Here is a 25326-nt window from a genome sequence, read left to right on the forward strand (position 1 = left end):
CTACGCCGAGCGGGCGACGACCGAACCAACGAACCTGAACACCCGTCAACCCCTCCTGACCAGCTGATCAACATCTCTCGCGCAGCGGGGGAACCTCAGGTGGGACGGATATCGAACGGCACACCGCCTGCGGCAGCCAGCCTCCGGAGCTTCCCGTCCGCCGGATCGACCTGCACCAGGTGATGGCCGTGTGCGGCGACGAGACCGTTCTTCGTCGGGACGGCCGAGGTCACCTGACCGGTGACGGTGGTGTCGGTGGTCGTCCTGCCGTTGGTGTCGACCGTGAGGAGCCGGCTCTTGCTGTCGCGGAAGGCGGTAAACGCCGCCGTACGGGTCTCGGGGTTGCACGACGGGTCGAAGTAGGCCAGCGAACTGGTGAAGGGCAGCTTCGTCACCCGGCCGGATTTCAGGTCGACGACCGCGGTGAACGCCCCGCCTTGCATCAGATCCGGCTTGTTCGTGAACGTGCGCGGCGCATACACGACTGCAGCGTGATCACGGTCCATGACACAGGAGTTGCCGATCCACGAGTCCGCCGGCATGCCGGGCTCAGCCAGCGTGGCAACGGTCCGCCACCGGTAGGCGTCCTTGCTGTCCGCTACGAGGACCTTCAGGCCCCCGCTGTCCGCCGCAGTGGTCACGGCCCGGTCCGCCGAGGTCTTCCAGCCCTTCCCGAGCCTCTTGCCGGGATCCGGCACACGCGTCGGCGGATCAGTCGACGGACTGCCGGACGGCTTCGGGTCGGGAGGGCTGGTGTCGGCGAACGCCGGCGCGGCTTGCATGAGCCCGGTCAGGACCGCGGTGGCCGCAAGGCCCGCGATCCCGGCAAGGGCCGGTCTGCGAACTCTCAACTGCTCTCCTCCAATGGGGTTTTCGGGCATGATGAGAAACCGGCTCAGCCCCCAGGGAGACAAGGGGGCTGCGACGGTCGACTGTGGTGACGTCCTCCCAGCCGTAAAAACCGGGACTTCCTGGCTGGAAACCGGGTGACACAGTGGCTATCTGGTGTCGGCGAGGACTGCCTGCGCCTTCTTCACCGTGAAGATCAGCCCCGGCGGTGGCGCGTCCCGGCCTCTAAGGCCGAGCAGGAGAGGCAGTCGTGTCCGGGGGAACCGGGGTGACGTCAGCTATCCGGATCTCCGACACGGGGTCCGGGCCACCCCCCTCAGGGGCCGTGACGGTGGCCTTCACAGTCTGGCCAGGCTTCATGGCCGGAATGGTCCGCTGTACGGTCGCGACCACCTGGGACTCTTCGGTGGCCTGGGTCAAGAACTCGAAGGTGATGCCGTAGGTGTAGACCTCGCCCTCGTAGTTGGTGACCTCGAAGGCGGCTGACGGGGTCGGGGCGTCGAGCTGCGTGCTGGTGATCCTGACGCTGTCACCGGTTTGGGCTGATGTCTCGGAGGCGGCGGGCTTGCGTTCCGCAGCATCATTGACCGCATCGACGTTCGACGAGGTGCATGCCGTGACGAGAACGGCTGCCGCGATCACGGCAGACAGAGTGAGGGGGGCGCGTCTACACATCGGGGTATCCAACCACTGCCCAATCCATGGTCTGCAACAGGCATCTCAGCAGCGGGAGTTGAGGTACCCGTCCGGATAATGCCGGTCAGGAGCTGGTCCACTTGAACGAGGCGTTCTCGTTGTAGACCTTCTCGAACCTGCCGATGGTCTCGTACGGGCTCAGCACGTCCTGTGCGCCCTTGTAGCCGCTGCGGTAGTAGACGCGGGCTATGTACTTGTAGTGGTCGTTCCTTGCGGATGCGGCATTGTTCTTGATCTTCTGGTTGGAGCCTGGCCATGGAGCGGACGCGCCGATCTGGCAGAACCGCAGTGGATAGTGGTTGGGGTCACCCGCGCCCGCCTTGAGGGAACCGAAGTCGTAGACGGCGTACCCGATGTTCCGGTACGAGCCTTCCAGGTTCGAGTTGTAGAAGATGTGGAAGTCGAACGCCGACATACGGTGGTCGTCGCATGCGGACGGGGAATAGAGGTTGTGGTGGTCACCGTCCAGGGCCTGGGCGTTCGGAGCCGTGGTGAACACGGCGGCGAGTGCGGCACCGACGACTGCGGCCCGCTTGACCTGATGAGACATGGTCTGTGATCTCCTTTCGTCGTTCGGTGGTCAGTTGAGGGCTCGAGCCTTGGCCACGGCAGCCTTGATGTCGGCTTGCTGTTCCTCCAGCTCCTGTTGGCTCTTGCTGATTTCCTGTTCCTGGATGTGGGCTTCGGCGTCGAACCATGTCTTCTCGACGTGGAACTTGTCCCGGCAGGCGACATCTGCCGCTGCGGTGTCCTTCTCCAGCTCGGTCGCCTTGTCGGAGGTGATGAAACGAGGGTCTTCGGCGGCGTCCATCGGCTGGGCGTAGGTGTGGCCCTTGGTTTTCATACACTCCGACCACTGCTCGAACACCCTCTGCACTTCGGGTGTCTCGCGTGCCATCTGGTAGGAGTAGCCACCGATCTGGTTGACCAGGGGGGACACGGCGAGGCGGGGTACACCACCGTCTGCCTCATCGACGCAGGAGCGCAGCACATCGCGGTCGGTGTTGCCGGACTGGTCCTGAGCGAGGACGTCGTCGTATGCCTTCTGGGCTTCCGGGTCCGGGTGGTAGCCGTAGGCGTGGGCCTCCTCGGCGTCGTGGATGCCGTACCGCCAGTCGGTCAGAGTCGTTCCACCGAGGTCCGGGAGATCCGGAGCCGGGGTCCACTCGGGAAAGCCCTGCTTGTCCATACACGCGTCGATGAGCTCGTCACGGGTGGAGCTGACCATGCGCGTCTGCGCCTTGGTCGGCGCATACGTCTCTACGGGCAGTCTCCACGTGGCCGGATCCTCCGGGTCTCCGACGAATGTCTTCGCCACGGGCGTCGCGGCGTCGACCCGTGGCGTGGATTCACCCTGGGCGAGGGTCGTTCCGGCGACAGCTATGAGGATCCCGCCGGCCACGGCGAGGGGAGGTAGGGCCAGTTTGGCCATCGGCTTCACGTCTCTGTTCCCTTCCTGTCAGGACTACTTGTGGGCCAGCCGTTCGGCGGGCCCGGCGACGCTTCAGTTGGATGGGGTGATGCCGGCTCCAGCGCGCTCGCCAGCGGTTCACCCACCCGCGGATCTTGCTCGCGATCTTGCCCGGCCGATCGTCACAGGGCTTGACGTTTGATGCAGAACAAGGGCTTCGTCCGGATTCCGATCGCCCCCAACGCGAACGACGCCTTCGCAGTCGGCGATGTGTCCCGAAGGATTACGCTCTACTTCGGGAGGAAGCCGATGCGCTGCCCGGAGGGGTGGAAGTCGGGCCGGGCCGGATTCCCACCGCAGTACCAGAGGCAAGGTTCGAATCCGCGACGACCTCACGGACCCCGTCCTGGCGCCGCCGACGGACCACGTCACCGCGACGGAGTTCGTCGATCTCGCCGTGGAAACGGCGCACAACATGGACGGGGAAGGTCCCGATATCGCCCATGCGGACCTGGCTCCGTATCAGGCAGGGCGCCAGGAACAGGGCGGGCCCAGATGCTGCTGCCGCAGCCGTCGGAGACCTTCTCCGCCTCCCGTCCGTTGGTGGACGGCGGTCCCGTGAAGAGACGCTCTTGTCCAGCCCGATGGGACGCGCAGCACTTCGGAGATGCCGCACAGACGGGATGGTTTCCCGTCATGGCTGTGGGACCTCGGCACACTAGGACTGGTCGATGTTGAAGGCGACTGCCAGCATTGCGGCATGATGAACTCACCCTCCCCCGTAGCGACGCTGGTTCCCCCCGGTCGCTGACTGAAAGCGCTTGAGTGGGTGGTCATGTCCCGCCGAGTACGACAGTCACCATAGGCACAGGCCACCAGCACGTAGCAAGGAGTAGCTGCGGACTCACGCACTAGTTGACGTGAAACGGTTGCCCATTGCCGCTCGTAGCCTGGGAGTTACCTGAGTGGTTCCTGTGAAGGCGTGTTGTGGGTCGTCCGGAAATCGCCTACGGAGGGGGGCTGATTGCGGTCAGCCGCGAGACGTGCCACCGGCATGCGTTCTCGGCGTCGCTCGAGAGTTCAGCTGTCGACATGCGCGTTCACGCAGACCGGGCACTGGAAGCTGGTGGCCCCGGACATGAGCCGGCCCCCGCACACGTCCGCGAAACGAAAGATGCGGTGTTCGTCGACTGCGGCCACGACGAGGGCGATCCGCTCCGTCCGGCGCGGTTCGGCCCTTGACCCGTCGAGGGCGGGTTCACGCTTCGGAGCGCGCCGAGGGAGAACGCCACACCCGCCACCCACCGGCAAGCACAGCCACCGTCGACGCGGCTGGATCCGGCTACAGGACTCCACCGAACTACACCTTCGTCCGTTGCCCGTGCAGACTGCCGATCAGAACTGGCCATTCACATAGCGCCGCCAGTCAGGGAAAACTGAACTACTGCAGAGGCGCGAAGGCGCCTATCGACACATGGCGCCACTTGTTGCTCATGACCGAAAAGCGCCTGGGTGTCATCGTCGGCCAGTGTGCTAGATTCCGTTTGGATTCCGACCAGTCATGCTTCGTTGCCAGCGCAGTGCCGAAAGCAGACTTGGCCATTCTGACCAAGTGGCCCGATGCGGAATCGCAAGAGAGAAAACTGGGGGAATGCATCTTGCGCGGAAAAGCTGTCCGAGTGACCTTGCTGCGTGTTGTCGAATCGGCTGAGAAGTCAATTCCGTAGACCGCCACCTCGCACGCAGAGTTCAGTTTCCGCTGGAGCGTCCGCCGCTCGGCGACGTGCGTTGATTCATGCCCGGTCACCGGTCCGTGACCGAAAGCTCTGACGCGCCTCGTCTCGCCCACGATTCTTGTCATGTATGAGCAGGAAAAAACGGGGGTCTCCGTGCGCATACGCACCATGCTGACCATTGCGGCTGTCGGATCGATGGCACTGACCGGCGTCACCGCCACTCCGTCCCTGGCGGCCGACGAACCGGGCCCAGTGCCCGAGATCGTGACGGGCGTCCTCACGCCCGAGGAGGAGGCAGAAGTTCACGCCGAGGCGGACCCCACCGACAAGGTGGACATGTACTACAACGGTGAGAAAGTGGACCCGGCGTCCGACTGGGACGGCGCTGAGGTCTGTGCCGAGGTGTCGGAGGACGGCACAATGCAGTGCTTCGACAGCAACACCGAGGCCAACAAGCACCTCGCCACCCACGCACCCACAGCGGACACCCGGGCCGGAGCGAAGCAGGCACTGACCGCCCGGAAGTACCAGGACTGCCCCAGTAACTGGGTCTGCCTCTGGCAGGACTCCAACTACACCGGCAGACGGCTGCAGTGGCCCACCTACGACACGGCCAAGACTCGCCACCTCGACCAGTACTCGCCGTCGTTCCGGGACAAGGCCACCTCCGCCTTCGTCAATCGCCCGCAGCGCGGAGTCGAGGTGTACGACTTCCGGACGGGTCTGCCCGACCCTCACCTGTTCCTGGGGGCGGGGTACAGCCTGTACAAGAACTTCAAGGACATCGATTACACCTACGGCGGCAGTTGGAACGACAGGGCTGACGCCATCAAATTCTGATTCCGCGGTTTGACCAGTACCGGCGCCCCGGACTCGGGGTGCCGGTACTCTGACATATCGCATCCAGCCCAAGCATGCGACGGAGACCCCTTGTGAAGCGAACCCCCCACCCCGCTGCCGTTCTGGCGCTCGGTGTCGCCATTGTGGCCGGAACCGCAGCCTGCAGCACCGACAGCACTGCTGAACCCGACAAGATCGGAGTCGTGGAAAAGCTGCCCGCGGACACGGACGAGGCGCAGTCGAAGAAGAACGCCCAGGAATTCCGGTCCTGGATCACCGAGCACGGCACCGCACAGCAGAAGGACGCGGCCGGACGTGTCCAGCGCATCATTGGTGAGTGGAACGAAAAGACGGGAAACGCCTACATCTCCACCGACATCAACGGGGGGAAGACCCAAGTAGAGGATCCCCAAGCGGCTGCAACCGCGATCGCCAAGGCTTTCGGCGACTGGAAGGACTCCGACCAGGGGTATGCGTCTGTCTATGACGTCTTCGGCAACGCCATGATCACCAATTACAAGTTCTGACGAGGCGTCGGCCAGCCTCCCTGTCGGGGATGGTTCCAAGCCGCCGATATGTTCGAGGTTGGTCTGCGGCCTCCGCACGACGCCGAGGTCACGTACCGGCACTTCGAGGACCCGAAGCCGGGGTACGTGGCCGGCTGGGGCGAGTTGCCGGAGTGGCAGTGGGAGACGGATGCCGACATCTTCGAGGCCGTCGAGGGCGTGTGACGTACGCGTGTGGGCCCGCCCCCTGGGAGCAGGGGGCGGGCCCTTTACGGCCTCGCGGTGGCACCGCCATGCAGCACCGCGAGGGGTCTGGATCAGCCGAAGCGGCCGGAGATGTAGTCCTCCGTGGCCTGGACCGACGGGTTGGAGAAGATGCGTTCCGTCTCGTCGATCTCGATCAGCTTGCCGGGCTGGCCTACCGCGGCGAGGTTGAAGAAGGCGGTGCGGTCGGAGACGCGGGCCGCCTGCTGCATGTTGTGGGTGACGATGACGATCGTGAACTGTTCCTTCAGTTCGCCGATGAGGTCCTCGATGGCCAGGGTGGAGATCGGGTCGAGGGCCGAGCAGGGCTCGTCCATCAGGAGGACCTTCGGCTCGACCGCGATGGCGCGGGCGATGCACAGGCGCTGCTGCTGGCCGCCGGAGAGGCCGGAACCCGGCTTGTTGAGGCGGTCCTTGACCTCGTTCCAGAGGTTCGCGCCCTTGAGGGACTTCTCTACGACGTCCGCGAGTTCGCTCTTCTTGAAGTTGCCGTTGAGGCGGAGGCCCGCGGCGACGTTGTCGAAGATGGACATCGTGGGGAAGGGGTTGGGCCGCTGGAAGACCATGCCGACCTCGCGGCGCACCGACACGGGGTCGATGTTCGGGCCGTACAGGTCCTCGTCGTCGAGGAGGACCTTGCCCTCGACGCGCCCGCCGGAGGTCACCTCGTGCATCCGGTTGAGGGTGCGCAGGAACGTGGACTTGCCGCAGCCGGAGGGGCCGATGAACGCGGTGACGGTGCGGGGCTCGACGGTCATCGAGATGTCCTCGATGGCCTTGTGGGAGCCGTAGTAGGCGGTCAGTCCGCTTACGTCGATTCGCTTGGACATTCTTCTACTTCACTTCCGGAGTTCGGTCGCTGATTGGCCGCGTCAGCGACCGGACTTGGGCGCCTTCCAGCGGGCGATGCCGCGCGCCACCAGGTTGAGGATCATCACGAACGCGATCAGCGTGAGAGAGGCGGCCCAGGCGCGGTCGTACGCCGCGGTGGAGCCCGCGCTCTGCGCGTACTGCTTGTAGATGTACAGCGGCAGTGACTCCTGCGCACCCTCGAAGGGGTTGTTGTTGATGAACGGGTTGCCGAACACCAGCAGCAGGACGGGGGCGGTCTCACCGGCGATGCGTGCGATGGAGAGCATGATGCCGGTCGTGATGCCGCCGATCGCGGTGGGCAGGACGACCTTGAGGATCGTGCGCCACTTCGGGACACCGAGCGCGAGGGAGGCTTCGCGCAGCTCGTTCGGGACGAGCTTGAGCATCTCCTCCGTGGAGCGGACCACCACCGGCATCATGAGGATCGCGAGCGCGAGCGAGCCGGCGAAGCCGAACGGCTGCATGTCGAAGATCAGCATGAGGCTGAGGATGAACAGGCCCGCGACGATCGACGGGATGCCCGTCATGACGTCGACGAAGAAGGTGACGGTCTTGGCGAGCGCGCCCCGCCCGTACTCGACCAGGTAGATCGCGGTGAGCACGCCGACCGGGGCGCCGATCGCGGTCGCGAGGCCGACCTGCTCCAGGCTCCCGATGATCGCGTGGTAGATGCCGCCGCCGACCTCGGAGTCGGCGACGATCCCCATGGAGTGGGAGAGGAAGTAGAAGTCGAGGACCTTGACGCCGCGCTGCACGGTCGCCCACACGAGGGAGGCGAGCGGGATCAGCGCGAGGAGGAAGGCGACCCACACGAAGCTGGTCGCGACCCGGTCCTTCGCCTGCCGGGGGCCTTCGACGCGAGCCGCGATGACGTACGTGCCGGCGACGAAGAAGACGCCCGCCATCAGGGCCCACTGGATGCTGCTGTCGAGCCCGGCGGCGGCGCTGACCCCGAGGCCGAGCGCGACGGAGCCGGCGGCGATGGCCCACGGCGTCCACTTCGGCAGGCTCGCCCCGCGCAGGCTGCTCTTGACGGTCGCGGTGCTCATGCGTTGGCCCCCGAGTACTCCTTGCGGCGGGCGATGATCAGCCGGGCCGCGCCGTTGACCAGCAGCGTGATGACGAACAGGACGAGACCGGAGGCGATCAGCGCGTCACGGCCGAAGTCGTTCGCCTCGCTGAACTTGCTGGCGATGTTCTGGGCGAAGGTGCCGCCGCCGGGGTTGAGGAGGCTGGCGTGGATGTCGAAGTCGGGGGAGAGGACCGTCGCGACGGCCATCGTCTCGCCGAGCGCGCGGCCGAGGCCGAGCATCGACGCGGAGATCACACCGGAGCGGCCGAACGGCAGGACGGCCATGCGGATGACCTCCCAGCGCGTGGCGCCGAGGGCGAGCGCGGCCTCCTCGTGCATCTGCGGGACCTGGCGGAAGACCTCGCGGCTGACGTTCGTGATGATCGGCAGGATCATGATCGCCAGCAGGATCGAGACGCTGAGCAGCGAGCGCGCCGGGCCCTCGTCCCACTCGAAGACGCCGGTCCAGCCGAAGTAGTCGTTCAGCCAGCCGAACAGGCCGTCCAGGTGCGGTACGAGGATGAGGGCGCCCCACAGGCCGTACACGATGGACGGCACCGCGGCGAGCAGGTCGATCACGTAGGCGATCGGGCCGCGCAGCCGGCGGGGGGCGTAGTGGGTGAGGAAGAGGGCGATCGAGACGGCGATCGGGACCGCGATGAGCATCGCGATCAGCGACGAGACGATCGTGCCGAACGCCAGGACGGCGATGCCGAACTTCGGCGGGACGAGGCCGGTGTTCCACTCGAAGGTGGTGAGGAAGTTGCCGTCGTCCTTGTTGATCGCGAGGACCGCGCGGTAGGTCAGGAAGACCGCGATGGCGGCCATGATGACCAGCAGGAAGATGCCGGAGCCGCGCGAGAGGCCGAGGAAGACCTTGTCGCCGAGGCGGCCCGTGCTCTTCTTCTTGATCACGGGTGCGGGGGCCGTGGGGGGAGGTGCGTCGGTTATCTGTGTCGTGTCCATGTCTGGGTTCTCCGGTCTGCGGGAGCCGGTGGGCTCCGGGCGGCGGTGCACCGGATGGCACGGCCCGGGGAGCGTCGTACTCCCCGGGCCGCGCCGTCAGATCAGCTGAGGCCCTCGATGGTGGAGCGGACCTTCGTGATGATCGCGTCGGGGATCGGCGCGTAGTCGATGCCCGAGAGGACGCCCTGGCCGTCGGCGGAGGCGATGTAGCGCAGGAACGCCTTCGTGGCGGGCAGGCTGTCGGCCTTGTTGCCCTTGTCGCAGACGATCTCGTACGTCACCAGGGTGATCGGGTACGCGCCCTCGGCCTTGGTGGTGTAGTCGAGCTTCAGCGACAGGTCGGAGCCGGTGCCGACGACCTGCGCGGCGGCGACGGCCTTCGTCGCGCCGTCCGAGGACGCCTTGACCGGGGCAGCCGCGCCGGTGTTGATCGCGACCGAGTTCAGGCCGTCCTTGGCGTACGACAGCTCCATGTAGCCGATGGCGCCGTCGGTCTGCTTGACGCCCTGGGCGACACCGGAGGAACCCTGGGCGGACTGGCCGCCCTTCGCCTGCCAGGCCTTGCCGCCGGAGAAGGTCCAGTCGCTCGGCGCGGCGGCCTTGAGGTACTTGGTGAAGTTGTCCGTCGTACCCGACTCGTCGGAGCGGTGGTACGCCTGGATCTTCAGGTCGGGGAGCTTCGCGCCCGGGTTGAGCTTCGCGATCGCCGGGTCGTTCCACTTGGCGATCTCGCCCTTGAAGATCTTCGCGATCGTCGGGGCGTCCAGGACCAGGTTGTCCACGCCGGAGAGGTTGTACGCGACGGCGATCGGGCCGGCCACCATCGGCAGGTCGATGCCCTGGCCGCCGGAGCAGATCTTCTTGGAGGCGGTGACCTCGTCGGGCTTCAGCGCGGAGTCCGAGCCGGCGAAGGAGACGGTGCCCTGGTTGAAGGCGGTGATGCCCGCGCCGGAGCCGGAACCCTTGTAGTTCACCTGGACGCCGTTGCAGGACTGGGTGAAGTTCTTCACCCACGCGTCGATCGCGTTCTTCTGCGCGGAGGAGCCGTCCGCGAGGAGCTGGCCCTTCGCGCCGTCGCACTTGATCGAGCCCGCGCCCGCGCCGGACGACGCGGCCGAGGAGCTGTTGTCGCTGCTCTTCGAGCCGGTGTCGTCGGAGCCGCACGCCGTGAGGGCCAGGGCGCCGGAGACGGCGAGAGCGCCGAGAGCGAGTGCCCGCCGGTTCTTGCGCTGAAGCTTCACTTGAGGGAGATCCTTCCGGGAGCCGCCGTCCTGAATCCGGCGGCGTGCGAGGCGAAGACTTGGTGGCTCGAGAACGTCCGTCGTTCTGCGTTCCGTGCCGTGCAAGGCCGAAATTAGGCAGATCAGGTGAAGGCGCCGATGGGCTCATATGAACGGCGGGTGAACCCCTGAAGGCGGTGTGGTTAGGTCACGGAACGCTTACGTCGAGGACACGAATGCTTACGCCGGGGGGCGGGGCGGGGGTCCTTACGCCGGTGACACCGTGGAGCGCCTGATCGCGATCAGCAGCGCGTCGACGAGGTCCTTGTCCCGGGGGTGGGTGAGCCGGTCTCTGGCCGCCGCCGGGGGGAGCCACAGGACGCGGTCCACCTCGTCGTTCGGGACGAAGGCGCCGTCCGTCGCCTCCGCCGCCCAGTACTGGACCTCTTTCGGGCGGCCGTGCACCTCGTAGGCGAGCGTGAGGAGACGGGCACCCGGCCTCGCCGTGTACCCCGTCTCCTCCTCGACCTCGCGCAGGGCGCCGTCCAGGGGGTGCTCGCCGCGCTTCAGCTTGCCCTTCGGGTGCGACCAGTCGTCGTACTTGGGGCGGTGGACGAGGCACACCTCCAGGTTGTTGCCGGTGGGGGCCTCGCGGATGGGGGCCTCGCCGATGGGGGGCGTGCGCCACAGGACGCAGCCCGCTGCCTGGACGGTGGCCTCGCTGTTCATACGATCTGCCTTTACGACGACGGTGCCTTTACGGCGACGGTGTCAGCGTTCGTGCCTGCCAGTTCTGCTGGAACGCGTACCGGGCTGCCTCGACCTCATGCCGCTGGTCCGCGTGCAGGACGCCCAGCGCGTACGCCGTCGCCGGGGCGATCCTCGGCGTGCGGGCCGCCTGTGCGGCTGCTGCCGCCGCCTCCGACGCGTCCCGATGGCGGTCCAGGGCCTCGCCGGCTCCGGTCAGGTGGACGTCCTGCGGGGAGCCGCCGTGCACGACCTCCAGGGCGTACCGGTGCAGGCGCAGCAGCAGGCGGACCTGGTGCCAGGGGGTGTCCTGCGGGTGCGGGGCCGTCTCCGGGGAGAGGCCGTGGATCAGGGCCTCCGCGTTGTACGGATGGCCCGCCGTGAGCAGCGGGAGGCCCGCGATCGCCGCGGTCAGGCGCTCTTCCGCCGCGCCTGCCAGCTGCGCCAGGGGGGTGGTGCGGGCCGCCGGGGTCAGGGGGACTTCGCTGGCCAGTAAGGCGATCTTGTCGGCCACCGCGTGGAAGCGGCTCGAACCCAGGGCCTGGAGGGCGGTGCTGTGGGCTCGGGTGCGGGCCAGGGTGAGCTGGCGGTCGAGGAGGGCGCCGGCTTTGGCCGCGCCCACGGTGAGGGCGGGGCGGTCGGGGGTGGTGTCGGGGCGGGGGGTTTTCGTGCCGGGTTTTGTCGACGGGGGTGTGTCGGGTGCCGTGCCCGGCGTTGTTCCCGGTGCCGTTTTTGTTGCCCTGGGTGCCGTGCCCGGCGTTGCGGTGAGTGCCGTGCTCGGTGCCGTGTCCGTGTGGCCGGGGCCGGGGGTGCCGGCCGGGGTCGTCACCGGCGTACGGCTGCTCGGCGCCGCGGCGGGCGCTCTGCGGGTGGCCGGCGACGGTTGTTCCGGGAGCGCGGGGGCGCCCGAGAGGCGGTGCAGGGCGAGGAGGAGGCGCTCCAGGCGGGCCTCGCACGCGTGCTCCTGCGCGAGCGTGCCGGAGAGCCAGGCCAGCTCGGGGCGGATCTGCTCGGCCCAGTCGGGGTCCAGGAGCGGGCGGAACGTGTGCAGGCTGCCGCTGATCCGCCGCGCGGAACGGCGCAGCGCGCGGGCCGCGTCCAGGGAGGCGTCCGCGGGGGCCGCAGCGCCCGCGCCGGTCTCCCGGTGCAGGCGCAGCGCGCGCAGGAACTCGGTCGCCTGGGCGCGGAGGTACGCGGCGAGGACGTCGCCGGCCGCTACGCCGCTGCCGCCGCTCGCGAGCACGAGCCCGTCCTCCCCGCCGTCGGACGGTCCCCCGGTCACCACGTCACTCCTCCCCCTGGCCTGTGCCCCGGCCGGCCCGCCCCCGAGGGCCCCGGCCGAGGAGACGTCCGTTCCCCCGAAGGGGGCGCTGCTCCGGCCCACGGCCGGGGTTCCGGCGGGACCCGCATCGCGGATCCCTCCACCGGGGACGTCGCTCCGGCTCGTGGCCGGGACGCCGCCGGGCACGCTGCTTCGGCCTTCGGCCGGGGTGACGCCGCTTTCCCCGCCGGGGGCATCGACCCGGCCCCTGGCCCGGGAGTCGCCGATCCCGCCGAGAGGGGCGCCGGGGACGTCGCCCCGGTCCCTGGCCGGGGAGGCGTTCGCGGTTCGCGCGGGGATGCCGTCATGGCTCGTGCCCCCGGCCGGGGCGTTCGGGGAGGGGTGGCCCGTCAGGTCATGGTGTCGCTGTGCCACGCCGGCGCCTCCGGGCGTCTATGAGCATCTCCTGGACGTTGCGCAGGGGCTGGCCGTCGGCGTCGGTGGCGTGCCGGGTCCACTCGCCGTCGGGGCCGAGGTGCCAGGAGGCGGTCGTGTCGGACATGCCGGTCTCCAGCATGCGGTTGAGGGCGGCGCGGTGACCGGGGTCGGTGACCCGGACGAGTGCCTCGATACGCCGGTCCAGGTTGCGGTGCATCATGTCGGCGCTGCCGAACCACACCTCGGGCTCGCCGCCGTTGCCGAAGGCGAAGACGCGGGAGTGCTCCAGGAAACGGCCCAGGATCGACCGGACCCGGACGTTCTCCGAGAGGCCGGGAACGCCCGGACGGATCGCGCAGATGCCGCGCACCCACACGTCGACCGGCACGCCGGCCTGCGACGCCCGGTACAGCGCGTCGATGATCGCCTCGTCGACCATCGAGTTGACCTTGATCTTCACGTACGCCGGGCGGCCCGCGCGGTGGTGCTGGGTCTCCTTGTCTATGCGGGAGACCAGGCCGTCCCGCAGCGACTTCGGGGCGGTCAGCAGGCGGCGGTACGTCTCGCGGCGCGAGTACCCGGAGAGCCGGTTGAACAGGTCGGACAGGTCCGCGCCGACCTGCGGGTCGGCCGTCAGCAGCCCGAGGTCCTCGTACAGCCGTGCCGTCTTCGGGTGGTAGTTGCCCGTGCCGACATGGCTGTAGCGGCGCAGCGTCTCGCCCTCCTGCCGGACGACCAGCGACAGCTTGCAGTGCGTCTTCAGCCCGACGAGGCCGTACACGACATGGCAGCCGGCCTCCTCCAGCTTCTTCGCCCACTTGATGTTCGCGTGCTCGTCGAACCGCGCCTTGATCTCGACGAGGACCAGCACCTGCTTGCCCGACTCGGCCGCGTCGATCAGCGCGTTGACGATCGGCGAGTCACCGGACGTCCGGTACAGGGTCTGCTTGATCGCGAGGACGTCCGGGTCCTCGGCGGCCTGCTCGATGAACGCCTGCACGGACGTCGAGAAGCTGTCGTACGGGTGGTGCAGCAGCACGTCCCGCTCGCGCAGCGCCGCGAAGATGTCCGGCGCCGACGCCGACTCCACCTCGGCGAGGTCCCGGTGCGTGCCCGCGATGAACTTGCGGTACTTCAGCTCCGGCCGGTCCAGGCCGTGGATGCGGAACAGGCCGGTCAGGTCCAGCGGACCCGGCAGCGGATACACCTCCGCCTCGGAGATCTTCAGCTCGCGCACGAGGAGGTCCAGCACCTCGCGGTCGATGGACTCCTCGACCTCCAGGCGCACCGGCGGCCCGAAGCGGCGCCGCATGAGCTCCTTCTCCAGCGCCTGGAGCAGGTTCTCCGCGTCGTCCTCCTCGACCTCCAGGTCCTCGTTGCGCGTGAGGCGGAACGCGTGGTGCTCCAGCACCTCCATCCCCGGGAACAGCTCCTCCAGGTGCGCGCCGATGACGTCCTCGATCGGCACGTACCGCCCCGGCGAGCTCTCCAGGAACCGCGACAGCAGCGGCGGCACCTTCACGCGCGCGAAGTGCTTGTGCCCGCTGACCGGGTTGCGCACGACGACCGCGAGGTTCAGGGAGAGGCCGGAGATGTACGGGAAAGGATGCGCCGGGTCCACCGCCAAAGGGGTGAGGACGGGGAAGATCTGGTGCCGGAACAGCGTGAACAGCCGCGCCTGCTCCTTCTCCGTCAGCTCCGCCCAGCGGACCAGGTGGATGCCCTCCTCCGCGAGCGCGGGCGCGACGTCCTCGTGGTACGTCGCCGCGTGCCGGGCCATCAGCTCGCGCGAGCGCGCCCAGATCATCTCCAGCACCTCGCGCGGCTGGAGGCCCGACGCCGAGCGCGTCGCCACGCCGGTCGCGATACGCCGCTTCAGCCCTGCCACCCGGACCATGAAGAACTCGTCCAGGTTGCTCGCGAAGATGGCCAGGAAGTTGGCCCTCTCCAGCAGCGGCGTGTTCGGGTCCTCCGCCAGCTCCAGCACCCGCTCGTTGAACGCGAGCCAGCTGCGCTCCCGGTCGAGGAACCTGCCCTGCGGCAGTTCGTCCCCGCTCTCCTCGTACGCGTCGAGGTCGGCATCGATGTCGGGTTCCAGGTCGGACACCGTCGAGGGGGAGACCGTATGCGGGCGGTGCGCCGCTATGGACCCCACCGAGGGCTGTGCGTGCTGGGCTTCTGCCTGGGCGTTGGACTGGCTCATAAACCCATTCTTCCGCGCACGGGGCAGGACGGGCGCGTCGGAGCGTGCGGGCGGGAGGGGGGCGGCGTCGCCTGCGGAGGGCGGATCCGTGGGGGGCGGACCCTCTGGCGGCGAAGGCTCGGGCACGGCCTGGTTCATTGCCCGAGCGTCGCAAGCTCGTCTGAATCGCCGGTTACGGAGACATGACGTGCGGGATAGCGGGGGGTGTTCGAGCGGGGCCGCCCCGACACCGGCCCCCGAAAGCCGCTGGCGACGCTCCCTGCCTCCCCTACACGATGGAACACCACACAGCCCGCCGGGGGTTCCACCATGCCCACATCCGCTTCCCCACCCGAGGAGCCGGTCCTCGTCTTCGACCGTGACGAGGAACTCTTCGCCTACGCCTCCTTCGCCCATGTCACGGACCACCTGGATCGGTGAACCGCTCGGTACTGGGCGCGGTACGGGCAGCGGTACTGGCCCGGTGATGGTCCTCTCGGGCCCGAGGGGACGGCCCGTCTGCTGCTCGCCTCCAAGGAGCTGTCCGGCGGTGGAGCAGCCAGAAGGCTGCTGCGGTGGCTGTTGCGGCGAGGGTGAGGACCAGGCCCGTTTCCATGAGGTGGAGGGGCCAGAAGTGGGACTTCGGGTGGTAGGTCGTCGTGGTGCCGTGGGTGGCGAGGACCCAGGAGCTGTTGAGGGGGTCGGGGTCGACGGCCGCCGTCGGGCGCGTCACCGTCGGCCAGAGGTGGGGGCGGACGGTGAACATGGTCCACTGGACCAGCGCCGTCGCCCCGAACGCCGTCGCCAGCGCCGGCAGCGTACGGCCCGTCAGCAGCGCCGCGAGCACACCCACCGCCAGCGCGCACAGCGCGTACGCCGTCGCCGCCGGACCGCTCGCCACGAACGCCCCCGCCTCCGACCAGCCCCTGTTGTAGAGCAGTTCGTCGGTCGCGCCCCGGTTCCAGCGGTACACGGCGGTGAGGGCGGCCGAACCCGCGCCGACCGCCAGCGCCGGCACGGCCAGCTTCGCCGCCAGCCAGCGCGTCGGCGACACCCCCTGCGTCCACGCGAGATGCGCCGTCCCGGACTCCAGTTCCCGCCCGATCAGCGCCCCGCCCGCGAACGCGGCGACCGCGAGGGAGACGTACCCGATCAGCAGGCCCGCCCGGTCCAGCCGGACGCTGTACATGTGCGCCCGGTAGGGGAACGTGCAGAAGTCGTCGCAGGTCCGCCGGTAGTCGAGGATCGACCGCGCGTCGACCTCGCCGCTCCACACGAGCCACCCCAGCGTCACCACCACGAACGCGGCCCAGATCAGCAGCGCCGTGCGGTGCAGCCGCAGGACGGTCCGCGGCAGGCCCCCGCGGGCCGGGGTGAGGGTGGCGCTCATACGGTGACCTCCTTGAGGGCGCCGCTCCGCACGGAGTCGGCCCCGGTGTTCTCGGGCGCCCGGCTCCCGGCCGGCACGTACGTACGGCGCAGGACGAGGAACGCGGCCCAGCTCAGCAGCCCGGCGACGGCCAGGGCGAACCCCGTCGCCGCGAACTGGAGCGGCCAGAAGTGGGACTCGGGGTGGTACGTCACGTAGAACCCGGCGCCGTCGACCTTGTCGTACACGGCCTGACAGGAGTCGCCCCCGTCGTCCGCGAGCACCGGCCCGCACCCGGGGTCCGCGATGTGCGCCCCGGAGGACGTGACGACCCCGGCGGCCACTTCGAGCCCCGGACTCCGGTACCCCGCGTGGAGGCCGGTCGTGTCGGTGACCGTCGGCCACAGGTACGGCGTCACCCGGACCGTCGCCTCCCGGACCGCGAGCGCGATCCCCGCGCCGACGGCCAGCGCGGGCAGCGTCCGGCGGCACAGCAGCGCCGCGAGCGCCCCGCCCGCGAGCCCGGCGAGGACCAGCGCGACGACTGCGGGGCCGTTGGTGAACAGGGTGTCGTCCTCGTACCACTGCCCCACGTGCACGGACTCGCTGTCGCCCGCCTGCCAGGTCAGCCGGTGCAGCACGACCAGCAGCCCTGCCCCGACGGTGAGCAGGACGGCCGGCGCGAGCAGCCCGCCGCCCAGCCAGCGGGCCGGGGTCACGCCCTGACTCCAGGTCAGCCGCGCGGTCCCGCTCTCCAGGTCCCGCCCGAACAGCGCGGCCCCGGACCAGGCGCCCACGACCAGCGGGAGGGCCATCAGCGCGGTCGTCGCGTACCCGAACAGGTCGTCGTGCCTCAGGATCGCCCCCTCGCCGTACCGCACACTCCGCAGCGCCTCGTCGACGAAGGGGACCCAGCCGGCGAGCTGAAGGGCGGCGAGGACGAGGACGAGGGCGAGCCAGCCGGCCAGCGCGGGGCGGTGGAGGCGAAGGAGCCAGCGGAGGTGGCCGGTGGTGACGGCGGGGGCGGGCGGTGTGCTGCGGAGGCTGTTCGGCGGGGCTGTGAGGTCGTCCAGCGGGGGCGCGAGGTGGTCCGACGGGGCCGCGAGGTGGTCCGACGGGGCCGCGAGGTGGTCCGGTGGTGTGCGGGACGGGTCCGGTGGGTTCTGGGGTGGGGTCGTCATGCCGCCGCCTTCGCCGGCGGGGCGGGGTGGGGCAGTAGGGGTGTGGCGGGGTTGCGGAGGTGGGCCAGGACCAGTTCCTCCAGGGTCGGCCGGGTCGTGCGCCAGCCGGGGGAGAGGGGGCTTCGGGGGCGGATCAGCGCGGTGAGCTGACGGCCTGTCGTGCGGGACTCGACGACCGTGTGCGCGGCGAGGTCGGCGCCCTCCGCCGGGCCCTGCACCCGGACGTGCGCGTCGAGGAGGTCGTCGATCTCGCCGGCGAGGCGGATTCCGCCGCCGCCGACCAGGAGGAGGTGGTCGCAGGAGTCCTCCAGCTCGGCCACCACGTGCGACGACATCACGATCGTCGTTCCGAACCGCGCGGCCTGCGACATCAGCGTGGCCATCAGCTCGTGCCGGGCCAGCGGGTCGAGGTCGGCCATCGGTTCGTCCAGCAGGAGCAGGTCGGGGCGTTTGCCGAGGGCGAGCGCGAGGGCGACGCGCGTCCGCTGGCCTCCCGACAGGGATCTGACGCGCCGGCCCGGGTCGAGGCCCTGGGCCGTCGCCACCCGCTCCGCGGTCTCCGCGTCCCACCGCGCGGGGTTCAGGTCGGCGCCCATCCGCAGGGTCTGCGCCACCGTCAACTGCGGGTACAGCGGCTTGTCCTGCGCGACGTAACCCACCCGGGTCCGGACGGACGCGGGGTCCGCGCCGAGCGCGGTCAGCTCTCCTTCCGTCGGGGGAAGCAGGCCGGCCGCGAGGGCGAGCAGCGTCGACTTCCCCGCGCCGTTCGGACCGACCATCGCGCAGACCCGGCCCACGGGGAGGGAGAAGGAGCAGTCGCGCAGAGCCCAGGCGCTCCGGCGGCCGAAGCGTTTGCCGAGACCGGTGGCGGTGAGGGCGGGGGGCTGGGGTTGTGCGGTGGTCATGGTCGGTCCCCCTTGAGGGTCTCGGATGGTGTGGATTCGGATTGTTCGGGTGCTTCTGCTCTATTGATCGGATCTGCCCCCTCGATCGGTTCTGTCCGGCCGGAAGAATTTGAGAAATTTCCTGAATCCGCTGAATGTGCGGGTTGTGAGGGACCGGCTGCGGCCGGGGAGTAAGGGGAGTGCCGGCCGGATCCCGGTGCGGCGTACTCGTCGAGCACGGCGGTGAAGAGAGCGGCCACGTCCTCTCTGTCCAGGCCGGCCTCCCGGGCCCGGTCCGCCCAGCCGTCGAGCTCGCGGCGCAGCGGGGAGTCGTCGGCGGGGGCGGTGCCGAGGGTGCGGCGGACGAAGGTGCCGAGCCCCCGGCGGGCCTCGACCAGGCCCTCCCGTTCCAGCTCCCGGTACGCCTTCAGCACCGTGTTCGGATTGATGGCGGTCGCCTCGACGACCTCGCGGGCCGTGGGGAGCCGGTCGCCGGGGCGGAGCAGGCCGAGGCGCAGGGCCTGCTTGGTCTGCTGGACGATCTGGACGTAGGTGGCCACGCCGCTGTGCCGGTCGATGCGGTATTCGACCACGGGTTCCACCACCCTTTCACTAATTGAGTAGTGAAAGGGTGGTGGAGCGGGGGCGGTTCGTCAAGCGCCCGAAGAAACCGCAGGTCGGAGGCGCCGCGCTGGGTGCTGTAGAAGGGGACAAAAAATTTTTCGCAGATCGTGAACCGATCGGCGAGGTCGGAGCGATGAGGGGGTGTGAGCGAAACGAGAAGTGACGGAGAGCTGCTGCGGGCCATCGCCGCAGACGGGGACCGTCACGCCTTCGAGGAGCTGTACCGGCGGTTCGCGCCGTGGCTGACCGCTCGGTTGCGCAGCCGCTGCTCGGACGCCGGGACGGTGGACGACGTCGTGCAGGAGACGTTCCTCGCGGTGTGGCGGGGCAAGGCCCGGTACCACGAGGAGGGGGACGTCGCGGGCTGGCTGTGGCGCATCGGCGCGAGACGTCTCGTGGACGCCCTGCGCCGCGACGGCGCCCGGGGCCGGATCCGCCAGGCCCTGGCCCGGCTGCGCCATCGCGACGAGGTGTCCGCGGAGGACCGTGTCCTCACGGGGGTGGAGCACGGCGACCTCGCGGGCGCCCTGGCCCGCCTCTCACCGGAACTGCGCGCGGCCCTCCAGGCCACGGTCATCGACGGCCTGAGCACCAGAGAGGCGGCGGCCCTCCTCGGCATCCCGGCGGGCACGGTCAAGACCCGGGCGATGCGGGCCCGCAAACAGCTGAGGGAGGCGCTGACGTGAGGGGGACGAGGAGCGAGGGCGCCCGAAGGGGCGCGGTGGCGGGGTTGCGGCGGACCGGCCGGGACGTGGCGGCGGAGCCGCGCCGGCTCGACGGGAGCGTGGCGACGGGGTCGCGGCGCGTCGGCGGGGGTGCGGTGACCGAGCCGGGCCGGAGTGGTCGGGGCGCGGTGGCGGGGTCGGATCTGATCGATGGAAGGAGCGCGGCATGAGCTGGCATGTCGGTGACGAGGAACTGCGGGCCTACGCGCGGGGCGAGCTGGCGGCGCCGCTGCTGTGGTCCACGGACACGCACCTCGCGGCGTGCGCGCAGTGCCGGGCCACGCTCGCGCGGGAAGCCGACCCGGTCGCGCTGGACGTCGGCTGGGAGCGGCTGGACGCGGAGCTGGACGCGCCGAGGCGGGGCGTGTCCGAGGGGCTGCTCGTACGGTTCGGGGTCTCCGACAGCACCGCGCGGCTGCTGACGGCGACGCCGATCCTGCGCCGGTCCTGGTTCCTCGCGGTGCTGTCGGTCCTGGTGATGACGGTCGTGATGGTCCGTACGGCCGACAACCCGGCGCTCTTCCTGGCGCTCGCGCCGCTGCTGCCGCTGGCGGGCGTGGCCGTGTCGTTCGGCCGCACCCTGGACCCGACGTACGAGATGGCGATGGTCGCCCCGGTGCACGGCTTCCGGCTCCTGATGATCCGTACGGTCGCCGTCCTCGCCGCGAGCCTCGCCCTCAACGGCCTCGCGACCCTGGCCCTCCCGGGGTACGGCCTGCTGGCCCTGGCCTGGCTGCTGCCGGCGATGGCGCTGACGACGACGGGCCTGGCCCTGACCGCCCGCCTCGGCGCGGTGGTCGCCCCGGCCCTGACCTGCGCCACCTGGGTCGGCATCCTCCTGTTCGCCAAGTCCCGCCCGCACGAAACGCTGGCGCCCTTCACCACACCGGGCCAGCTCGCCGCCGCCGGGGTGGCCCTGGCCGCCGCAGTCGCGCTCTACCGCTCACGGGACCGCTTCGACATCCGCCCGATGGCCGGCTTCCAGGAAGGAGGGGCGATGTGACACCGCGCAGGACACCCCGCCCCACCGACCACGACACCACCCGAGAGGACCCCATGACCGGCATCACGACACTGACGGCGACCGACCTTTCCCTGCGCTACGGCGGCACCCGCGCCCTGGACGGCGTCTCCCTGACCCTCGGCCGGGGGGTCACCGGGCTGCTCGGCCCCAACGGCGCGGGCAAGACGACGCTGCTGAGGGTGCTGGCGACCGCTGTGCCCCCGGACGGCGGCGAGTTCAGGGCACTGGGCCACGACCCGCGCACATCGGCCGGCCGCCTGGAACTGCGCCGGGCGCTCGGCTACCTGCCGCAGAACCCCGGCTTCCACCCGGACTTCACGGCCTTCGAGTTCGTCGACTACGTCGCGATCCTCAAGGAGCTGAACGACCGAGGGGCGCGGATCAGAGAGGTGCGGCGCGTGCTGGAGGCCGTCGACCTGAGCGACGTGCGCAAGACGCGCCTCAAGAGGCTGTCCGGCGGGATGCGGCAGCGCGTCGCGCTCGCGGCGGCGCTCGTCGGCGACCCGGGCCTGCTCGTGCTGGACGAACCGACCGTCGGACTCGACCCCGAACAGCGCATGCGGTTCAGGGAGCTGATCGCGCAGGCGGGCGAGGGCCGGACGGTCCTGCTGTCGACGCACCAGACGGAGGACGTGGCGATGCTGTGCCACCGCGTGATCGTGATGACCCACGGCCGCGTCCGCTTCGAGGGCACCCCCGCTGAGCTGACCGCGCGGGCGGCCGGCCGGGTCTGGAGCAGCGTCGAGCGGGACCAGGCGGCGCGGGCCGGCTGGCGCACCGGCACCGGCAGCTTCCGCAACATCGGCGACCCCCCGAAGGGCGCCGAACTCCTCGAACCCACCCTGGAGGACGGCTACTTGCTCACCCTGGACGGCGAGAGCGTGGAGGTCTCGGCATGAGCACCCTGACCGCGACCCCCACCACGGCGGCCGAACCGAAGGCCCTCGGCCCGCGCCGGCTCGCCTCGGTCCTCGCGCTGGCCCGCTTCGAGGCCCGCGAACTCCTCCTCCAGGTCCCCGTGGTGCTCTTCGGGCTCCTGTGGATCGCCTTCACCGTCGTGAAGCTGGTCCGGGACGAGGGGATGGACGACTTCCCGATCCTCCACATGGTGGACCGGGACACCCAGGCACTCCCGCAGTTCTTCTCCATCGCGATCCTGGTCTCCGTCAACTCGGCGGTGCTGCGCGCCCGCAGGAACAAGACGGACGAGCAGTTCTCGATGCTGCCGATGGAACCCTGGGCCCGCGCGCTGGCCCACACCCTGTCGGTCGTGCCGTACGCCCTGTTCACCGCGCTGGTCGTCGGCGTCGACTTCGGGGTGGCGGCGATCCGGCCGGGCGCCGTGGGGTCGGGGTCGGTCGCCGAGCTGGCGGTGGGTCCGCTGACGGTGATGTTCGCGGGGCTCGTCGGGATACTGCTGGCGGGGCTGTGGCCGCTGACGTTCGTGCCGGTGCTGGTCGTGGCCGTCGTCTACCTGGCGGTCGTGGAGTCGGTGTCGCTGGACGGCAGCTGGACGAGCTGGTTCTCCCCGGTCGTCACCGACGAGAACGCGAACGGCCTCCCGGTCCCCTCGGACCTCCTGGAGCGCCACTCCGGCTGGCACGCGCTGTACCTGCTGGCGCTGTGCGTGCTGCTCACCTGCGTGGCGATGCTCCTCAAGGGCGGCCGTACCGTGGCGATCAAGGCGGTGACGGTCCTGGCGCTCGCGGTCACCGTGGTCGCCGGGTTCGGCCAGCGGCCGGGGGACCAGACGGCTCTGGCGCAGGCGCGGCGGACGGCGTCCGAGCACCCGGAGAAGGTGCAGTCGTGCGCGGAGTACAGGGGGTCGACGTACTGCTCGTTCCCGGAGTGGAACGGTCAGCGGGCACAGTGGGCGAAGGTCGTGGACCGGGTCCGCGAGAACGCCGGGGTCACTACGCCGCTGACGGTGCGCCAGCGCGTCGACGTCAGCGACGGGGTGGGCAGCGACTACTCGCTGACGCCCCAGACCGGCGCAGGCCAGGCCACGGTCGGTACCCGCTGGGGCGGCAACCGCGTCCCCGAGTTCGCGGTCGGGGTGGCGTCCGTGCTGGTCGCCGGTTCGGAGTCGGCGGCGGAGAACCTGTGCGGCGCGCGCGGGGTGACCGTCCTGTGGCTGGCGCTGGGGGGCGACCCCACGCCCAAGGACACGTTCCGCGACCTCCGCGTGGGGGACAGCACGGTGGGTTCCTCCATCGTCCTCTCCACCACCGACTCGGTCTCCATGACGGCCCAGCAGACCGACGTCGTCAACAGCCTCCTGGCCCGCCCCCGCACCGAGGTCACGGCAGCGGTCAAGGCCCACTGGACCGAGCTGACCTCTCCGAGGACGACCACGGCGGACGCGGCGCGCCTGCTGGGCGTCGAGGTGCCGAAGGGGGCGGAGACGTGCGGCGAGTGAGGAAGAACGAAGAGAAGACGATGAACCCGGCCTCGAAAAACCCGAGTTCGACACCCCGGCCCGCCATACCTCCGGCCTCCGGTCACCCGGCCTCGGGTCACCCGGCTCCCGGTCACCCGGCCTCCGGCCACCCGGCCTCCGGCCACCCGGCCTCCGGCCACCCGGCCTCCGGCCACCCGGCCTCCGGCCACCCGGCCTCCGGCCACCCGGCCCCCGGCCACCCGGCCCCCAGCCACCCCACCCCACCTCCCTCGCCCTGGCGTTCCCTCCCCGCCCTCGCGCTCCCCACCTGGCGCTCCACCCCCCGCCTCGCCCCCGCCCTCGCGGCCGGCGCCGGGCTGGTGCTCGCCGTCTCGACCCGGCTCGCGGACACACCCCCCGACGCCCTCTCCGCCCTGAACCTCCTGAGGGTCACCGCTCTCCTGGGCGCCCTGGCGCTGGCGTTCCTGCTGGACGACCGCTCGCGCAACATCACGGAGACGACGCCGACGCCCCGCCCCCTGAAGGTGGCCCTGCGGCTCGCGCCCGCGCTCCCGCTGGCGGCGTTGTGGTGGACGGCGGCGCTGCTCCTCGTCCCCGCGGGCTCGCGCCCCGCGCCGCTCCCCGTCACCCTGGAAGCCGCCGCGATGGCGACGACGGCCCTGGCGCTGGCGACCACGAGGATCCGCTTCACGGACGTCGCGGCACCGGGCGGCGCGGCGGCCATAGGGACGCTCGCGGCGATGGCCGCAGCCGCGCTGATCCCCGCGCGGTGGGGCCTGTTCGCGCTGCCGGGCGAGCCGCACTGGCCGGGCGCGCACTGGAGGTGGGCGCTGGTGCTGGCGGTGACGGCGCTGGCGTGCGCGGCGTGGACCCCGCAGCCCCTCGGACGCGGGATCCCCCGGCCGCTGAGGAACCTCAGCTCTCCGCGCGGTACATCAGGTCCGTCTCATGCGTGAGGAACCCGAGCCGTTCGTACACGGAGACCGCCGCCTTGTTGTCCGCGTCGACGTACAGCATGGCCGTCGGCAGCCCCTGCCCCGCGAGGTGGCGCAGCCCGATCGTGGTGAGGGACTTGCCGAGCCCGCCGCCTTGGACGCCGGGGCGTACGCCGAGGACGTAGACCTCGCCGAGTCGCTCGGCGGCGTGGACTTTCGTCCAGTGGAAGCCGACCAGCTCGTCGCCCCGGAACGCGAGGAAGAACCCGGCGGGGTCGAACCACGGCTCGGCGATCCGCGCGTCGAGGTCGCGCTGGGTGAGGGAGCCCTGCTCGGGGTGGTGCGCGAAGGCGGCGGCGTTGAGGTCGAGCCAGTCGGCGTCGTCCTTGCCGGGGACGAAGGCGCGGACGGTGACGCCGGCGGGGAGGACCGGGTCGGGGAGGCTCAGGTCGGTCAGGGGGCGGCGCATCTGCCGGAGTTCGCGGAACAGCGTGAGCCCGAGGACCTGCGCGAGATGCCGGGCGGCGGGATGCCCGCCGTGCGCCCACACGCGCAGCCGCTTGCCGGTCGCGCTCAGCAGCGCCGTACCGAGCACGCGCCCGTGCCCGTGCCCCCGGTGCGCGGGGTGGACGACGAGTTCGGCGGCCGGCGCCTCGACGGGGTCGGTGTCCTCCAGCTGGGCGTAGCCGACGAGTTCGGCGCCGGTGGACAGGAGCAGGTGGGAGATGCCCTCGCGGGCGCCCCCGCGCAGGTTCAGCCGGCCCTGCTCGGACACCGCCTGCTGACCGTCGGTGCGAGCGGCGTCCGCGAGCAGGGCGAGAACGGCGTCGATCTGCTCGGGGTCGAGGACGGGCAGGGTCTCAAGGGATCGGGGCCGTACGGAGTCGTCGCTGGTCATGCGTACGAGGGTACGGCGACCACACGGCCGGGCACCCTCGTACGCCGCGCGACGGCACGCGCGTACGCCCCCGCACCCGCCCCCACCTGCCCGCGCCGCGCCGCCGTACGCAAAGGGCAGGGCAAAGGGAAACCAGGATGTAACCATGAACCCCCTGTCGTGCTACGCGCGTTGAATCTAGGCTGCGCCGGACGGGGCCACTTGTTCCTAGCCATCTTCAGGGG

General features: G+C 70.4%; 23 protein-coding genes and 1 pseudogene. 8 read left to right on the forward strand and 16 right to left on the reverse strand.

Features of this window, described 5'->3' with window-relative positions:
* Positions 1-95 precede the first annotated feature (95 nt).
* From PV682_RS41265 to PV682_RS41280, 4 genes are all read right to left on the reverse strand, one after another.
* Entirely contained in the window at positions 96-881 is a 786-nt protein-coding gene (locus PV682_RS41265) for a hypothetical protein (RefSeq protein WP_319737695.1), read from the reverse strand.
* Positions 882-1074: 193 nt separating this feature from the next.
* Entirely contained in the window at positions 1075-1491 is a 417-nt protein-coding gene (locus PV682_RS41270; protein WP_319737698.1) for a hypothetical protein, read from the reverse strand.
* A 118-nt stretch (positions 1492-1609) separates the two neighbouring features.
* Positions 1610-2095 carry a hypothetical protein gene (locus PV682_RS41275; protein ID WP_319737699.1) on the reverse strand — a complete coding sequence of 162 codons (486 nt, stop codon included), beginning with the start codon at positions 2093-2095 and terminating at the stop codon, positions 1610-1612.
* Positions 2096-2125: 30 nt separating this feature from the next.
* Complete coding sequence (locus PV682_RS41280; protein ID WP_319737700.1) at positions 2126-2986, reverse strand: hypothetical protein; 861 nt, start codon at positions 2984-2986, stop codon at positions 2126-2128.
* A 1829-nt stretch (positions 2987-4815) separates the two neighbouring features.
* On the opposite strand from PV682_RS41280, the gene PV682_RS41285 reads away from it, so the two are divergent.
* The 3 genes from PV682_RS41285 to PV682_RS41295 all read left to right on the forward strand — a co-directional run bounded on the left by PV682_RS41285 (position 4816) and on the right by PV682_RS41295 (position 6263).
* A complete protein-coding gene (locus PV682_RS41285; protein WP_319737703.1) occupies positions 4816-5532 on the forward strand; it encodes a peptidase inhibitor family I36 protein in 717 nt (238 codons plus the stop codon).
* A 92-nt stretch (positions 5533-5624) separates the two neighbouring features.
* The gene (locus PV682_RS41290; RefSeq protein WP_319737704.1) at positions 5625-6059 is read left to right on the forward strand and encodes a hypothetical protein; all 435 of its coding nucleotides are present in this window, start codon (positions 5625-5627) and stop codon (positions 6057-6059) included.
* Between the two features lie 48 nt (positions 6060-6107).
* Positions 6108-6263, forward strand: coding sequence for a hypothetical protein (locus PV682_RS41295; protein WP_319737741.1), 156 nt, complete (start codon positions 6108-6110; stop codon positions 6261-6263).
* A 92-nt stretch (positions 6264-6355) separates the two neighbouring features.
* On the opposite strand, the gene pstB is transcribed toward PV682_RS41295, so the two are convergent.
* From pstB to PV682_RS41350, 11 genes and pseudogenes are all read right to left on the reverse strand, one after another.
* Entirely contained in the window at positions 6356-7132 is a 777-nt protein-coding gene (pstB, locus tag PV682_RS41300) for a phosphate ABC transporter ATP-binding protein PstB (protein ID WP_319737707.1), read from the reverse strand.
* Positions 7133-7174: 42 nt separating this feature from the next.
* The gene (pstA, locus tag PV682_RS41305) at positions 7175-8224 is read right to left on the reverse strand and encodes a phosphate ABC transporter permease PstA (RefSeq protein WP_319737709.1); all 1050 of its coding nucleotides are present in this window, start codon (positions 8222-8224) and stop codon (positions 7175-7177) included.
* Positions 8221-9213: a phosphate ABC transporter permease subunit PstC gene (gene pstC, locus PV682_RS41310; RefSeq protein ID WP_055721088.1), complete on the reverse strand. Its 993-nt coding sequence runs from the start codon at positions 9211-9213 to the stop codon at positions 8221-8223. Before pstC ends, pstA begins: the two co-directional genes overlap by 4 nt.
* A 101-nt stretch (positions 9214-9314) precedes the next feature.
* On the reverse strand, positions 9315-10454 hold the full coding sequence (gene pstS / locus PV682_RS41315; protein ID WP_319737711.1) for a phosphate ABC transporter substrate-binding protein PstS: 1140 nt from the start codon (positions 10452-10454) through the stop codon (positions 9315-9317).
* A gap of 246 nt (positions 10455-10700) precedes the next feature.
* Positions 10701-11162 carry an NUDIX hydrolase gene (locus PV682_RS41320; RefSeq protein ID WP_319737713.1) on the reverse strand — a complete coding sequence of 154 codons (462 nt, stop codon included), beginning with the start codon at positions 11160-11162 and terminating at the stop codon, positions 10701-10703.
* Between the two features lie 28 nt (positions 11163-11190).
* A complete protein-coding gene (locus PV682_RS41325; protein WP_319737738.1) occupies positions 11191-12423 on the reverse strand; it encodes a CHAD domain-containing protein in 1233 nt (410 codons plus the stop codon).
* Positions 12424-12856: 433 nt separating this feature from the next.
* Positions 12857-15082: an RNA degradosome polyphosphate kinase gene (locus PV682_RS41330; RefSeq protein ID WP_319737714.1), complete on the reverse strand. Its 2226-nt coding sequence runs from the start codon at positions 15080-15082 to the stop codon at positions 12857-12859.
* A gap of 397 nt (positions 15083-15479) precedes the next feature.
* Positions 15480-16451: a hypothetical protein gene (locus tag PV682_RS41335; RefSeq protein WP_319737716.1), complete on the reverse strand. Its 972-nt coding sequence runs from the start codon at positions 16449-16451 to the stop codon at positions 15480-15482.
* Positions 16448-17611 (reverse strand): ABC transporter permease, encoded by a 1164-nt coding sequence (locus PV682_RS41340; RefSeq protein WP_319737719.1) that lies wholly within the window; start codon positions 17609-17611, stop codon positions 16448-16450. Before PV682_RS41340 ends, PV682_RS41335 begins: the two co-directional genes overlap by 4 nt.
* A complete protein-coding gene (locus tag PV682_RS41345; RefSeq protein ID WP_319737720.1) occupies positions 17608-18516 on the reverse strand; it encodes an ABC transporter ATP-binding protein in 909 nt (302 codons plus the stop codon). The genes PV682_RS41340 and PV682_RS41345 overlap by 4 nt, the downstream gene beginning before the upstream one ends.
* Positions 18517-18722: 206 nt before the next feature.
* A pseudogene (locus tag PV682_RS41350) lies at positions 18723-19088 on the reverse strand (GntR family transcriptional regulator); the annotation flags it as partial.
* Positions 19089-19262: 174 nt separating this feature from the next.
* Between PV682_RS41350 and PV682_RS41355 the strand changes: the two are divergent.
* The 5 genes from PV682_RS41355 to PV682_RS41375 all read left to right on the forward strand — a co-directional run bounded on the left by PV682_RS41355 (position 19263) and on the right by PV682_RS41375 (position 24225).
* Positions 19263-19805, forward strand: coding sequence for an RNA polymerase sigma factor (locus PV682_RS41355; RefSeq protein WP_055725062.1), 543 nt, complete (start codon positions 19263-19265; stop codon positions 19803-19805).
* 205 nt (positions 19806-20010) lie between these two features.
* Complete coding sequence (locus PV682_RS41360; protein ID WP_319737721.1) at positions 20011-20847, forward strand: cupin domain-containing protein; 837 nt, start codon at positions 20011-20013, stop codon at positions 20845-20847.
* A gap of 53 nt (positions 20848-20900) precedes the next feature.
* The gene (locus PV682_RS41365; RefSeq protein ID WP_319737739.1) at positions 20901-21767 is read left to right on the forward strand and encodes an ABC transporter ATP-binding protein; all 867 of its coding nucleotides are present in this window, start codon (positions 20901-20903) and stop codon (positions 21765-21767) included.
* The gene (locus PV682_RS41370; RefSeq protein WP_319737722.1) at positions 21764-23287 is read left to right on the forward strand and encodes an ABC transporter permease; all 1524 of its coding nucleotides are present in this window, start codon (positions 21764-21766) and stop codon (positions 23285-23287) included. Before PV682_RS41365 ends, PV682_RS41370 begins: the two co-directional genes overlap by 4 nt.
* On the forward strand, positions 23284-24225 hold the full coding sequence (locus tag PV682_RS41375) for an ABC transporter (protein ID WP_319737724.1): 942 nt from the start codon (positions 23284-23286) through the stop codon (positions 24223-24225). The genes PV682_RS41370 and PV682_RS41375 overlap by 4 nt, the downstream gene beginning before the upstream one ends.
* On the opposite strand, the gene mshD is transcribed toward PV682_RS41375, so the two are convergent.
* Complete coding sequence (gene mshD / locus PV682_RS41380) at positions 24185-25102, reverse strand: mycothiol synthase (protein ID WP_319737726.1); 918 nt, start codon at positions 25100-25102, stop codon at positions 24185-24187. The genes PV682_RS41375 and mshD overlap by 41 nt on opposite strands.
* Positions 25103-25326 lie beyond the last annotated feature (224 nt).

Origin of the sequence: Streptomyces niveiscabiei (assembly GCF_033794345.1) — a bacterium.
Lineage (GTDB): Bacteria > Actinomycetota > Actinomycetes > Streptomycetales > Streptomycetaceae > Streptomyces > Streptomyces niveiscabiei.

What these genes read in the sequence shown, in the direction of transcription:
- mshD (WP_319737726.1), bottom strand. Translation starts at nt 25,102, where the DNA reads ATGACCAGCGACGACTCCGTACGGCCCCGATCCCTTGAGACCCTGCCC.
- PV682_RS41340 (WP_319737719.1), bottom strand. Translation starts at nt 17,611, where the DNA reads ATGACGACCCCACCCCAGAACCCACCGGACCCGTCCCGCACACCACCG.
- pstB (WP_319737707.1), bottom strand. Translation starts at nt 7,132, where the DNA reads ATGTCCAAGCGAATCGACGTAAGCGGACTGACCGCCTACTACGGCTCC.
- PV682_RS41265 (WP_319737695.1), bottom strand. Translation starts at nt 881, where the DNA reads ATGCCCGAAAACCCCATTGGAGGAGAGCAGTTGAGAGTTCGCAGACCG.
- PV682_RS41330 (WP_319737714.1), bottom strand. Translation starts at nt 15,082, where the DNA reads ATGAGCCAGTCCAACGCCCAGGCAGAAGCCCAGCACGCACAGCCCTCG.
- PV682_RS41275 (WP_319737699.1), bottom strand. Translation starts at nt 2,095, where the DNA reads ATGTCTCATCAGGTCAAGCGGGCCGCAGTCGTCGGTGCCGCACTCGCC.
- PV682_RS41345 (WP_319737720.1), bottom strand. Translation starts at nt 18,516, where the DNA reads ATGACCACCGCACAACCCCAGCCCCCCGCCCTCACCGCCACCGGTCTC.
- PV682_RS41320 (WP_319737713.1), bottom strand. Translation starts at nt 11,162, where the DNA reads ATGAACAGCGAGGCCACCGTCCAGGCAGCGGGCTGCGTCCTGTGGCGC.
- pstA (WP_319737709.1), bottom strand. Translation starts at nt 8,224, where the DNA reads ATGAGCACCGCGACCGTCAAGAGCAGCCTGCGCGGGGCGAGCCTGCCG.
- PV682_RS41365 (WP_319737739.1), top strand. Translation starts at nt 20,901, where the DNA reads ATGACCGGCATCACGACACTGACGGCGACCGACCTTTCCCTGCGCTAC.
- PV682_RS41295 (WP_319737741.1), top strand. Translation starts at nt 6,108, where the DNA reads ATGTTCGAGGTTGGTCTGCGGCCTCCGCACGACGCCGAGGTCACGTAC.
- PV682_RS41335 (WP_319737716.1), bottom strand. Translation starts at nt 16,451, where the DNA reads ATGAGCGCCACCCTCACCCCGGCCCGCGGGGGCCTGCCGCGGACCGTC.
- PV682_RS41370 (WP_319737722.1), top strand. Translation starts at nt 21,764, where the DNA reads ATGAGCACCCTGACCGCGACCCCCACCACGGCGGCCGAACCGAAGGCC.
- pstC (WP_055721088.1), bottom strand. Translation starts at nt 9,213, where the DNA reads ATGGACACGACACAGATAACCGACGCACCTCCCCCCACGGCCCCCGCA.
- PV682_RS41285 (WP_319737703.1), top strand. Translation starts at nt 4,816, where the DNA reads ATGTATGAGCAGGAAAAAACGGGGGTCTCCGTGCGCATACGCACCATG.
- PV682_RS41360 (WP_319737721.1), top strand. Translation starts at nt 20,011, where the DNA reads ATGAGCTGGCATGTCGGTGACGAGGAACTGCGGGCCTACGCGCGGGGC.